Raw genomic sequence first — 12,994 nt, 5'->3', positions numbered from 1 at the left:
TTCAAAAAACAATGCCAAAATCAAGAAAACGAATATTCAAGACCACACGAGGTGTTTTAAAACGAATCTATCGCAGAGATCTAATTTGGAATAACAACCGCAAAAAGGATTTGGAAAATCAACAAAGTTTTTGAAAGAGTCTGAAAAACAGGAAAAACCATATAAGGAATTTACAGAAGTTGCAAAAGTTGACCAAAAGGTATTCAACTACACTAACCAATCCGGAACAATCGTCGCAGTCTACTTCCCGGAATATATGAGTGAACTGAACATGCATGGTTGGCATTTGCATTTCCTAAACGACGCTAAGGATAAGGGAGGTCACGTTTTAGGATTGACAATGAAAAATGGAAGCGGAGGAATGGACACCATTCAGGAATTTGACATGATTCTTCCTCAAAGTGAGTCTTTTGCAAAGATGGATTTCTCTGAGAATATGACTGCTAAAATTAACAGCGTTGAGTAAAATTAAATTAAAGTCACGATTTCAGGAGCATTTTTTTCTTTTTCCGATTCCAGTTATTATTCTATAAGGCTCCAAAAGCTCAAGCGACTAATAAAATCTGGTATAAGTTCAATGACTGGATGCTCCTGAATTTGCATTTTTTTAATGTTTCAATAGTTTTTTCATCTAATTCTTTTCATTGAAGCTAAATTAAACATCTTTTCATGAGGTCTTTCTAAAAGAAAACAGTTTAATTGCTTATTTTAAATAGTTAAGTTTTAATAATGATGGTATGAGGGAGTTACTTTTTCTCTGCAATAATGCATTGAATTTGACTTTTTTTGGCATTGATCTTCACGGATTTTACATATTTATTAGACAATAGTATGAAAATTATTACTAATAGATAATTTCAGCATTATATTGGCCAGTGTAAGTGGCATCATCTTTTCCCGGCTCCCTATATGGAATTGCCTGCAGGATTCATCTTGTCATCGAATTGTCGGTGCTGATTTTTCATGATGCCTTTGATTTTGCTTGCCTCTGGCCTTCACCTCATTTATGGTATTAAAAAAGCACCGGGGTCTCTGACCGATGCTTCATTTATCTGATTATTGCTGTTGCTTGGTGCTGTATTCAAGCAGCCTTCCGACATGACGAGTTTCAAAGAACATATCTTTTTTAGCCATGACTATAATGACTGCAACCACTGTTATCACTATTGTCTCCAGGCACTTTGTCTCCGGAGTCAACGCTATTTTCTCCTGCATGAAATTGACGAAGAAATGGAATATCATACAAGCCAATATCGAACGGTCGCTTTCAAGATAAACCCATGTAATGACGAATCCCATGGGGATTCCGCTCACAAAAAAGTTAATAACATAAAGGGGATTCACCATAAGCCCCGCTTGATATGTTCCGGAAATAAAGATTAAAGGAAAATGCCAGAAAGACCATAGCACTCCAAAAATCATTGATTCCCAAAACCAGTTCATGTAGTTACCAATAGAATCCTCACAGTATCCTTTCCATCCCACTTCCTCAATTATCGAAGCAACCGTAATGGTAATGAACGCTCCGGCTATTCCAACTCCGGTAAAAGAAAAGCTTTCAGTAAAGGAAAACTGGTTAAGTGGCTGTCCAAATAGAAGCGACAACAAAATGGAACAGATTATCACAATCGCAAATACAATCACGGCCCAAACTACATTCATCCATTTTACTTTGTAAAAACCGATCATCTTATTTTTAAAGTCTTGCTTAAGTGCATCTGAGCCTGATGCCATAATGAAAACCGTAGACACAATAGCTGGAGCCATAAGGCCTATAAGCATGAGTAATGGGCTGATGCTTTCCGGCAAAAAGATTGCCGGAATCCAAAATATCCAGGTAAAAAGATATGCCAGAGCAAAAAAGTGAACTGGTTTATATTCGTATTTTTCTGTATTGTTCACTCGATCGCCTCCATATCATTCTTATCAATCAGATCGTAAATGAAACTCATCGTTCCGTTCTCTGCTCCGAGAAGTTTTTCAGTCATGTCTATAAAGACGGTAATGTCCCGTTCACTAAATGCACCCTCATTAAACGTGCTGTCGCTGATGATAAGGAGCATCTTAACACGTTCGGCTATATTGTCGCATTCAAAGATGCCTTCATTCACTCCCTCTTTTACAACTTCGGATAAAAGTGGAGTAATGGTATCAATCAATTTTTTCCTGACCTTATGGTGCATTAACACATTCTCCGGCTGGAAAAGTGTGTTCTTTATGGGCTGTTCTGATTCGGTAGGTTTCATCGATGCAAGTATCCCAACTATTTTTTGCGGCACTGGAATATCTGTTCTGATAATCTGCTCTGCCATTTCAACCTCACTGTCGATCATCATGTCTATGACTTCTTCGAGCATCTGCTCTTTACTTTCAAAATAGTAGTAGTATGTGCCTTTAGCTATTTCTGCTTTTTCTATGATTTCGTCAACTCGGGTATTTTCATATCCCCGTGTGAGAAACATGTCATAGGCTATCTTTAAAAGCTCTTGTTTCCTTTTTTCACCTTTTTTCATAATTGCCTCCATAAATAAACCATGGGTCTGTTTTTATATTATAATTAACCTCATATTCTCATCAATCATTTTTCGACTTTCAGTCGGTTTTTTGTTTTTAATTCTAATATAAAAATTATGCTATATAAATGTTTTCACTCGGATTTGGAATAACTCCCTATTGATTAAATATGATTGGCAAATAATAATGTTGTCATAAAAGGAGTAATATGGTTAAATGTGAAATGAAAGAGAATATTGGATAGTTGTTATCGTAAAAAGAGTTATTTTCAGTAATCAAGAAACATCTATTGGAAACCAAATTGATTAGCCTTAATGTCTGGTAGGGAATATCGCAGAGATTTTATCGCTAAAATAAGACATTAAATTTGACTTTTTTTTATCATTGAAATTTCACTAATTTTGCATATTTATTTAAAGAATAATTTCTATATATAATTTAGAGGTTCAATTTTATGAAAATAGCTATGGTTGGTCAATTTCCACCTCATGTGGGTGGTGTAGGTGTTCACATTCACACCTTATCAAAAGAGCTTGTAAAACAAGGTCATGAAGTTTATGTAATTACCTATCCTCATAAAGATATTAAGGACATTGATGGTATTCATGTCATAGGAACCAAAGGCCTTAATATTCCGGGCGTCAGGGGTTTGATGTTTAAGAAGAATGCCAAAAAGGCATTGAATGAACTTCTTGAAAAAGAGGACATAGATATAATTCATGGACATTATTTGTTCCCAGCAGGTGCCGCCGCTGTAGAGGTGGGAAATGGGAAGGGAATAAAAACATATGTTACAGCTCATGGTTCTGACATGTTTGAAGTATATAAGAAGCAGCCGTTCATGAGATCAACCATTCGAAAGGTCTTGAAAAGTGCAGATGTTGTTTTTGCTGTCAGCAATGCATTAAGACATGAGATTATTGCAACTGGTGTGAATGGAATTGCAGATAAAACAAAACTATCCTGGAATTCTGTTGATATAGATAAATTTTCAAATAAGGGCAATGACTCATTTAAACAGGAATATAATCTGTTGGACAAGCCGATTGTTCTTTTCGTTGGCAATCTGATTAAAAGGAAAAATGTCGATTCACTTTTGGAAGCTAAAAAGATAGCCAATAGCGATTATTATTTGGTTGTTGTTGGTGATGGGCCTCTGTTTAAAAAGCTTAAAAAGAAGGTTGAGGATGAAAACATTCGTGATGTGATATTTACAGGTTCTAGGGATGATGTTGAAAATATTATTCCAAGCTGTGATTTATTGGTATTGCCGTCCTTTTCTGAAAGTTTCGGTTTGGTTTTGATAGAAGCATTGGCCTGTGGAAAACCGGTTATCGGCAGTGATGTGGGAGGAATTACTGAAATCATAACTGATGATGTGGGATTCCTTGTTGACCCAAATAAAATACCTTCCATTGCTAGGGCAATTGATAACATGGTAAATGATGAGGATTTAAGATATGTTTTATCTTTAAATGCAAGGAATAGGGCTATCGATTTTTCCAAAGTCATGATTCCATATGAGGAGATTCAAAATGAGGAAGATAGTTAGATCCCCAGGTTCCGCAACAATAATTAATGCAATTGCAACTGGTTTTGGTTCGGCATTTGGCATTGGTTTGGACATTGTTTGTGAAGCCAAGACTACAGATAATTCAATTACATGTAGTAATGATGTTGGAGCAGACAATTCCCTTATGGAAATATGTGTTGATAAGGTATTCGACTATTATAATATCAACAAAGACGAATTCGGAATTGATTTAAAGACCAAATCTACTCTTCCCATGGCATCAGGGCTTTCAAGCAGTAGTGCTTCATCCAATGCTATTGTAAAGATTACTTCTTCAATTATCTGTGAAGAATTTGATTTAAATCCTCTTGGTGATTTAGAAATTATTAATATGGCTATTGATGCATCTCTGGATGCTGGAGTTACAATTACCGGTTCATTTGACGATGCAACGGCATCTTATTTTGGTGGTGTTGTTGTAACAGATAATAAGAACAGGGAATTTATCATAAAAGAAAAAATGGATGAGCATCCAATATTGATTTACATGCCAAATTTTTATTCAAAATCTGGTGATTCCAACCCTGACAGAATGAGATTATTGGCTCCATTGGTTGAAACCGCTTTTGATTTCGCAAAACAAAGAAATTATTTTAAGGCACTTAATTTGAATGGTTTAATTTACTCTGCAACTTTAGGTTTTGATTCAACAATTGCAGTTGATGCCCTGCAGGCTGGTGCAATAGCTTCAGGATTGTCCGGTACTGGTTCTTCATTTGTGGCTGTTGTTGATGATAATTCGGTTGACAGTGTCGAGGAAGCTTGGGGCAAATATGAGGGTCGCGTCATAAAGACTAATGTCGACAATACTGGTTGTATTTTACTAGAATAACTAATTTTAATCAATTATGTCATTAAACATATAGTTTATATACTATGATAATAATAAACTATATTATTATCATTATTATCAAAAATGGTGATTTTTTTGTCAGAGGATTATGAAATCAAATCTTTCAATAGTACAGAAGATGCTGAAAATCTTCTAAAAGAATCAAGAAATCGCATTGATGAAATTGATAATGATTTATTTGATTTAATTTCTCAGAGAACTTCTCTTGCAAAGGATATCGTTCTTGCGAAGGAATATCTTGGCATGCCGATTTATGACAAGTCCCGTGAGGATGAAGTCCATGAAATGGTCAGGAAAGTTTCTGAAGAAAAAGGTCTTGATGTGGAAATCATTGATCAGATATTAGACATGCTGACTATATTAAATAAAAATGAGCAAAGAAAAATTTTAAGGAGGAATGTTGATGGGCAATATTAGAACTTCATTTGTTAAACGTTTAGCAAAAGAACTTATTGAAACTCACAAAGGAGTTTTCACAACTGATTTTGAAGAAAACAAAAAATTAGTACAAGAATACTCTACTGTAAGTACTAAACATTTAAGAAATAAAATTGCAGGTTACGTAACCAGACTTGTAAAATTAGAACAAACTCAAGAATAAGATTATTCTTATTTCTTCTACTTTTTTTATTAATTTATTTTCAGTTTCAGACAACTTTTTCAATTTTTTTAGGTCTAACATATTATAAAGTTTATTAATATGGTTAGATAAAAATAGATATGTATATTTTGTTTAATCAATATTTTAACAAAATTGCAAGGAATTTTTTTAAGAAATAGGTGAACTTAATGGATTTAATAGTAGTAAAATTTGGCGGAACCTCGGTTGGCGATGGTTCCAGGATTAAAAAAGCGGCGCAGTCCGTGGTAAATGAATATATGAAAGGTAATCAGGTCGTAGTTGTAGTTTCAGCTGTTAACAAGACTACTGATGATCTCATCGGATTATCAAATGAGGCAATTGGTACCGGATTAACAGATAAGCAAAAGGCAGAAATCATGGCTATGGGTGAATTGACTAGTGCTAGATTATTTTCAGCAACTATTGAATCTTTAGGTGTAAAGTCAGAATTCATTGATCCTTACAATGAGTTATGGCCAATTATAACTGATTCTAATTCATTAGAGGCAAAAATAGATTTCAAATCTACAAATATTAAAACCGAGGGAATTAGAAGACTTGTTAATCAAGGAATTATTCCAGTTATTTGCGGATTTTTAGGAAAAGGGCCAAGCGGTGAGATTACCACCTTGGGAAGGGGTGGCAGCGATATCACAGCATTCTTGATTGGGCATTGCCTGGAAGCTAATGAAGTCATCATTGTCACTGATGTGGACGGAGTGATGTCAACTGACCCTAATAAAATCGAAAGTGCAAAATTGTTAGATGAAATTTCTGTTGAGGAAATGAGGGATTTGGCTACTCATGGAGCGCAAGTATTACACCCTCATGCATTAAAATATAAAGATCCATTAATAACTGCAAAAATTATCAATTTTGAACACGGAGACCTATCTTCAAAGGGAACACGTATTGTGGGGCCTTTTGAAGGAGACATGTTAAGATGTGTAACACTTTATAAGAACCCTATTTCTCTTATTGCTATTGTTGGTGAGGCAATGCTTAAAAAAGTCGGTTTGTTTGCCGGAATAACTGGTTGCCTTGCTGAAGAAGACATTAATATTTTTGGTGTTTCTGCAGGTCAAAACTCAATAACCGCATTTGTTGATAAAGCGGATTCCAACAAAGCATATCACTTATTGCATCAGTTTGTTCTTGAAAATGATGTTTTAAGTTCATTGTCATTGGGAAGAGATACTGCAATGATTACATTTGTAAGTCCGGATATCATTGATACCCCAGGAATTATTTCAAGAATTACAGAACCATTAAGAAAACATGAAATTAACATATTGGAGATTATCTCATCACAAACAGCTATTGTTTTATTTGTTGATTGGAAATATGGTGAAGAAGCACGTAATTTAGTTAGCGAGGTTTTAGAATGAATTTTGAAGGTACATATGTTGCAATGGTAACTCCTTTTACAGAGGATAAACAAATTGACGAAGAAGGTTTTAGGCACAATATTAATTACTTAATTGATAGAGGCGTAAATGGTCTGGTTGGTGCAGGCACTACTGGTGAATCAGCTACAATTAGCCATGAAGAGCATCAAAAAGTAATTGAAATATTGGTTGATGAAGTAAATGGTAGAGTCGATACAATTGCTGGAACAGGCAGCAATGCTACTTCCGAAGCCATTTCCCTTACAGAATTTGCTGATGATGCAGGTGCAGATGCGGCATTGTTAATCACTCCGTATTATAACAAACCGCAACAGCATGCTATGGTAGAACATTATAGGACTATTTCACAAGCAACTGACATTCCTATTATCGCATATAATGTTCCGTCCCGTACTGGAGTTAATATGGATGTTGAAACTATTGTTGAATTGGCTAAAATTGATAATGTTGATGCTGTTAAAGAAGCTAGTGGAAGTGTTGATAAAGTATCAGATATCTACAGGGCACTTCAAAAAGAGGGGCTTGAAGATGATTTCAACATTCTTTCCGGTGAAGATTCTTTAACCTTGCCGATTATGGCTGTAGGCGGAACTGGTGTTATCAGTGCCTCTGCAAACATTGATTCAAAAAGAATGGTTTTGATGGTTGACAGTATTTTAAACGATGATTATGATAGGGCTTTTGAGCTTCATTATGAAATGCTAGAATTAATCAGAGCTCTTTTCATTGAAAGCAATCCGGTACCTGTAAAAACTGCAATGAATATTATGGGTCTTCCGGCAGGGCCACTCAGACAACCATTGGCAGAAATGAAAGAAGAAAACTTGGAAGTTCTTAAAAAAGCTTTGAAAGATTCTAATTTAATTTAAGTTGGTATTATTATGATTAAAGTAGCTGTTACTGGAGCGGCAGGAAGAATGGGCTCCGGTATTATTAGAAGAATTACACAACAGGATGACATGGAAGTAGTTGCAGCTATTGAAATGCCGAATACTCCTCTTGCAGGTAGGGATGCAGGTATTCAAGCTGGAACTGAAGAACTTGGTGTGGGGATTGTAGGATCTGAAAAATTAGAGGAAACTTTAAAAGCATCCGGTGCTGAAGTACTTGTTGATTTTACAATTGCTCATGCAGCAGTCGAAACAATTAAAGTTGCCACTTCATGTGGTGTTTCTGTTGTAGTAGGTACAACTGGATTTAGTGAAGAACAAATGGCTGAAAACATTAAAAATATTGAAGAAAATAATGTTTCTGCTGTTATTTCATCAAATATGGCTATTGGAGTTAATGTATTTTTCAACACATTAAAAAAGTTAGCTCCATTGTTGTATGATTATGATATTGAAATTATTGAAGCACACCACAATCAAAAGAAGGATGCTCCATCCGGAACCGCTATGACTGCATTTGAAGTAATAGCAGAAGAACTTGATCGTGACCCTGAGGAAGTTGGTGTCTATGGCAGACAAGGTTTGGTTGGTAAAAGAACCAAAGAAGAGATTGGTGTTCATGCAATTCGTGGTGGAGACATTGTCGGGGATCATACTGTTATGTTTGTTGGTGAAGGTGAACGATTAGAAGTTAGACATCAAGCTCATACAAGGGAAGTATTTATTGCTGGTGTTATAAGGGCAATTAGATATGTTCCAACTGCCGAGAAAGGTATTGTTAGCAGTATGAATGATGTTTTAGGTTTAGAATAGGTGATTTATATGGTAAATGTTGGAGTTCTAGGCGCAACTGGAATGGTTGGTCAAAGATTTATTCAATTACTCGCAAACCATCCGGATTTTGAAATCACTGCATTAGCAGCATCTTCCCGTTCAGCAGGAAAAAGATATGAAGATGCAACGACTTGGTATATGAATGATGCCATGCCTGAAGTTGTTAAAGACATTGAAGTGGTGGAAACTAACCCTGATGCTATGGATAATGACGTGGATATTGTATTCTCATCACTTCCGGCGGATTTTGCTCTTAAAGTTGAAAAAGAATTTGCTAAGGATTATGTTGTTGCAAGTAATGCAAGTGCACACAGGATGAAGAAAAATATCCCATTGGTAATTCCTGAAGTTAATCCACAATGTTTAGACATGATCGACGCTCAACAAAAGGAAAATGACTGGGACGGATTCATTGTTACTAATCCTAACTGTTCAACTATTGCTTTGGCATTAACATTAAAGCCTGTTGTCGATAACTTTAATGTAAAATCTGTTAGGGTTTCAACTATGCAGGCTGTGTCCGGTGCAGGTTATAATGGGGTCCCATCAATGGCTATTGTTGACAATCTGGTTCCTTACATCGGTGGGGAAGAGGAGAAAATGGAAAGTGAATCACTCTATTTGTTAGGTACTTTTGATGGAAATGATGTAATTAATGCAGATTTCAAATTAAGTGCTTCATGTCATAGGGTACCTGTTATTGATGGTCATACTGAAGCAGTGTTTATTGAGTTGGACGATGACTTTGACATTGGGGATGTGGAAGAAAGTATGGCAAACTTTAAAGGTTTGCCCCAAGAACTAAATTTATTCTCAGCTCCTGAAAATCCTGTTATTGTCAGAGAAGAATCAGACAGGCCACAACCTAGAATGGACAGAAATGCAAGTAATGGTATGGCTGTTACAGTTGGTAGGCTTAGAAAAGACCAAGCATTTGATAATAGTTTTAAATATGTTCTTGTTGGACACAATACTGTTCGTGGTGCAGCTGGAGCTTCTATATTAAATGCTGAATTAATTAATGATAAAATCCTCTGATTTTATCCATTTATTTTTTTTATTTTTTTTAATATTTTTTGTTTTTTCTCTCTTGTTTCTAATTGTTTTTAATTTTATTTTTAGGTTACTATAAGGGTTTAATTTAAATAGTATAAAATTAATATTTTATATCAAGGGATTATATTGTACAATATATCGAAGTTTTCAAATTCATTAATGTTTATAATTTGAAATCGATATTGGGATAAAAATTTTAACTAAGGGATAGAATGCAAATAGGAATTGATGCTGAAAAAGATACTCTACAATCTTTAATACGGTCTTGCCTATTGGAGCTTAATAGTCTTAAATTAGACTTGACAAAACTTGAAGTTGAAAAAGCAAATGATAACACTCCATTAAGGATAAAAGAACTCGAAAAAGAAATTGTGGAGAAAGAAAAAGAAGTTTCTGTTATTAAGTTTAAAGCAGAAGACGAGATTAATTTATTAAAAAAACAACTCGATGAAAAAGATATTTTAATTAAAAATCAGGAGGATAGGATTTATGAGCTGGATTATGTTAACAATTCTCTTGATGAAATTAAGGAATATTTTGCCGAGCAATTAAGGGATTATAAGAAAAAGGAATTGTCTGATGTTAATGAAAGATTAAATGAATCTTACAAAAGTATCGCTGAAAAGGATGCTCAAATTAATTCTCTTTCTCGTAATATTGATGAATATAAAATCAAAGTTCTTAAATTGGAAAATAATGTGGAGTTCCAAAATCAGATAATGGAACTTGAAAAGGAAATCGAGATTAAAAATAATGAAATTTTAATCAAAGATAGTGAAATATCTAAAAAGGATAATCAACTCGATATTTTAAAACAACAAACTATTCCTAAAGAGGATTATATCAATCTCCAAACTCAATTTGAATCTGAGATCAATGCAATGAGTAATGAATTGACTAACTTAAAAGAACAATCTATCCCTAAAGAAGAATACAATAATTTGCAATCTCAATTTGAATCTGAAATAAAGAATTTGGATGATTTGCTCAATAATCTAAAAGAAAAGACTATCCCTAAAGAAGAGCACATTTCTATTACAAACAAGTTAGAAAGTAAACTTGCTGCAACAAGTACTGAACTTGAGTATTTAAAAGAAAAGACTATTCCTAAAGAAGATTATATTTCTCTTCAAAATAGGTTGGAAAGTGAAATTGTTTCTAGAGATAATCAACTCGAGTATTTAAAAGAAAAGACTATTCCTAAAGAAGATTATATTTCTCTTCAAAATAGGATGGAGAATGAAATTGTTTCTAGGGATAATGAACTTAAATATCTAAAAGAACAAACTATTCCAAAAGAAGAGTATATTCAACTTCAAAACGAGTTAAATAGGAAAACAGATAAAATTAAAAGGTTAGAAGAGATTAATGCTTTCTTCAATGAGCTTCAAGAAGAACAGGAATCTTACGATACTGTGGAAGTAACTCCTCCTTTTAGATTAGAGAAAAAATAAGATAGGTAATTTCACCTATTTTTACTTTTTTTTAATTTTGTATATCTTGCATCTATATCTATCCTATTAATTTCGATATTTTTTATTCTACTGATGTAATATAATTTATTTGTTGGGTATTTATTATCATGTTTTCTGATTCAAGCGGGATAATAATATAAGTATTCTTCAATTATAATGGGGTTGTTTTCAGTTCAGTTTTGAGCATAATTATTTTTCTTACTTTAATTTACTTTATACCATAAAGTATTTATATAACCTTAAACTCATGTATTAAGTAGAAAGGTTTTGTCAACACTATAAACTTATTTTCTCATGTTGATAATTAAACTGATCTAATTATTTAAAAATTAAAAAAAGGTGATTATTAATGGCACAAGGACAACCAATTTTTATTTTACCTGAAGGTACTAACAGGTCTGTCGGCAGAGATGCACAAAGAAACAACATTTTAGCCGGTAAAGTATTAGCTGAAACTGTAAGAACTACTTTAGGTCCAAAAGGAATGGACAAAATGTTAGTCGACGGACTCGGTGATATTGTAGTAACAAATGACGGAGTTACTATATTAAAAGAAATGGATATTGAACACCCTGCAGCAAAAATGCTCGTAGAAGTTGCAAAAACCCAAGAAGATGAAGTTGGAGATGGAACCACTACTGCAGTTATTATTGCTGGTGAATTATTAAAAAAATCCGAAGGATTACTTGATTCTGACATTCACCCAACTATCATAGCTATGGGATACAGAAAAGCAGCTGAAAAAGCACAAGAAATCTTAGATGAAATTGCAATTGAAGATGTTGATTCTGAAGTATTATTAAAAGTAGCTATGACTGCAATGACTGGTAAAGGAACCGAAGCAGCACGTGAACCATTAGCAAAATTGATCGTTGAAGCAGTGGAAGCTGTAGAAGATGATGGTGAAGTCGACATTGATAATATTAAAATCGAGAAAAAAGATGGGGCTGTTGTTGAAGAATCCACATTAGTTGAAGGTGTAATTGTAGACAAAGAAAGAGTACACCCTGGTATGCCTTCCGAAATCAAAGATGCAAAAATCGCATTAATCAACACTCCATTAGAAGTTAAAGAAACCGAAATGGATGCTGAAATTACTATTACTGACCCTGCTCAAATGCAAGCTTTCATTGAACAAGAAGAAAAAATGGTTAAGGATATGGTTAACAAAATCGTTGATGCTGGTGCAAACGTATTATTCGCACAAAAAGGTATCGATGACTTAGCACAACATTACCTATCCAAAGCAGGTGTTTTAGCAGTAAGAAGAGTTAAAAAATCAGACATCGAAAAATTATCAAGAGCAACCGGTGCAAACGTCATCACCAACTTAGATGACTTAACTGCAGATGACCTTGGTGTTGCAGGTACTGTAGAAGAAAGAAAAATCTCCGGTGAAGAAATGATTTTCGTAGAAGAATGCAGCGGAGCAAAATCCGTAACCTTATTCATCAGAGGAAGTACCAAACACATCGTAGCTGAAATCGTAAGAGCAATCGAAGACGCTATCGGTGTAGTTGCAGCTACCGTAGAAGACGACCAAGTTGTTGCTGGTGGAGGAGCTCCTGAAATCGCAATGGCTAAAAAACTCAAAGACTATGCAGAATCCATTTCCGGAAGGGAACAGTTAGCTGTAAACGCATTTGCAGAAGCTTTAGAAATCGTACCAAAAACCTTAGCTGAAAATGCAGGTTTAGACAGCATCGACTCCTTAGTAGATTTAAGGGCAGCACAAGAAGACTCATTCTACATGGGATTGGATGTATTC

The 12,994-nt window shown here is 34.5% G+C and carries 13 protein-coding genes; 11 read left to right on the top strand and 2 right to left on the bottom strand.

The genetic code is table 11. The features are described from left to right. Positions 1-130: 130 nt before the first annotated feature. Entirely contained in the window at positions 131-466 is a 336-nt protein-coding gene (locus tag ACKI4K_RS01225) for an acetolactate decarboxylase (protein WP_407421466.1), read from the top strand. A gap of 590 nt (positions 467-1,056) precedes the next feature. Here ACKI4K_RS01225 and ACKI4K_RS01220 read toward each other — a convergent pair. Together ACKI4K_RS01220 and ACKI4K_RS01215 are read right to left on the bottom strand one after the other, a co-directional pair. After that, positions 1,057-1,902: a CPBP family intramembrane glutamic endopeptidase gene (locus ACKI4K_RS01220; protein WP_407421464.1), complete on the bottom strand. Its 846-nt coding sequence runs from the start codon at positions 1,900-1,902 to the stop codon at positions 1,057-1,059. Then, positions 1,899-2,513, bottom strand: coding sequence for a TetR/AcrR family transcriptional regulator (locus tag ACKI4K_RS01215; protein ID WP_407421462.1), 615 nt, complete (start codon positions 2,511-2,513; stop codon positions 1,899-1,901). The genes ACKI4K_RS01220 and ACKI4K_RS01215 overlap by 4 nt, the downstream gene beginning before the upstream one ends. A 455-nt stretch (positions 2,514-2,968) precedes the next feature. On the opposite strand from ACKI4K_RS01215, the gene ACKI4K_RS01210 reads away from it, so the two are divergent. The 10 genes from ACKI4K_RS01210 to thsA all read left to right on the top strand — a co-directional run. After that, positions 2,969-4,066 carry a glycosyltransferase family 4 protein gene (locus tag ACKI4K_RS01210; RefSeq protein WP_407421460.1) on the top strand — a complete coding sequence of 366 codons (1,098 nt, stop codon included), beginning with the start codon at positions 2,969-2,971 and terminating at the stop codon, positions 4,064-4,066. Then, on the top strand, positions 4,050-4,919 hold the full coding sequence (locus tag ACKI4K_RS01205) for a shikimate kinase (protein WP_407421458.1): 870 nt from the start codon (positions 4,050-4,052) through the stop codon (positions 4,917-4,919). The genes ACKI4K_RS01210 and ACKI4K_RS01205 overlap by 17 nt, the downstream gene beginning before the upstream one ends. A 96-nt stretch (positions 4,920-5,015) precedes the next feature. After that, positions 5,016-5,357: a chorismate mutase gene (locus tag ACKI4K_RS01200; protein WP_407421456.1), complete on the top strand. Its 342-nt coding sequence runs from the start codon at positions 5,016-5,018 to the stop codon at positions 5,355-5,357. Continuing rightward, positions 5,344-5,541, top strand: a complete 198-nt coding sequence (locus ACKI4K_RS01195; protein ID WP_405305013.1) for a 30S ribosomal protein S17e — start codon at positions 5,344-5,346, stop codon at positions 5,539-5,541. The genes ACKI4K_RS01200 and ACKI4K_RS01195 overlap by 14 nt, the downstream gene beginning before the upstream one ends. Positions 5,542-5,729: 188 nt before the next feature. After that, the gene (locus tag ACKI4K_RS01190) at positions 5,730-6,950 is read left to right on the top strand and encodes an aspartate kinase (protein ID WP_407421454.1); all 1,221 of its coding nucleotides are present in this window, start codon (positions 5,730-5,732) and stop codon (positions 6,948-6,950) included. Then, on the top strand, positions 6,947-7,840 hold the full coding sequence (gene dapA, locus ACKI4K_RS01185) for a 4-hydroxy-tetrahydrodipicolinate synthase (protein WP_407421452.1): 894 nt from the start codon (positions 6,947-6,949) through the stop codon (positions 7,838-7,840). The genes ACKI4K_RS01190 and dapA overlap by 4 nt, the downstream gene beginning before the upstream one ends. 12 nt (positions 7,841-7,852) lie before the next feature. Further along, entirely contained in the window at positions 7,853-8,674 is an 822-nt protein-coding gene (gene dapB, locus ACKI4K_RS01180) for a 4-hydroxy-tetrahydrodipicolinate reductase (RefSeq protein WP_407421450.1), read from the top strand. Positions 8,675-8,683: 9 nt separating this feature from the next. Continuing rightward, the gene (gene asd / locus ACKI4K_RS01175; protein ID WP_407421448.1) at positions 8,684-9,733 is read left to right on the top strand and encodes an aspartate-semialdehyde dehydrogenase; all 1,050 of its coding nucleotides are present in this window, start codon (positions 8,684-8,686) and stop codon (positions 9,731-9,733) included. Between the two features lie 230 nt (positions 9,734-9,963). Next, positions 9,964-11,205 carry a hypothetical protein gene (locus ACKI4K_RS01170; protein ID WP_407421446.1) on the top strand — a complete coding sequence of 414 codons (1,242 nt, stop codon included), beginning with the start codon at positions 9,964-9,966 and terminating at the stop codon, positions 11,203-11,205. 370 nt (positions 11,206-11,575) lie between these two features. Next, on the top strand, positions 11,576-12,994 hold a 1,419-nt coding region (gene thsA / locus ACKI4K_RS01165), incomplete at its 3' end, for a thermosome subunit alpha (RefSeq protein ID WP_407421444.1).

It is taken from the genome of Methanobrevibacter sp., assembly GCF_045644645.1.
GTDB lineage: Archaea > Methanobacteriota > Methanobacteria > Methanobacteriales > Methanobacteriaceae > Methanocatella.
This window is presented reverse-complemented; position numbering and strand designations above follow the sequence as displayed.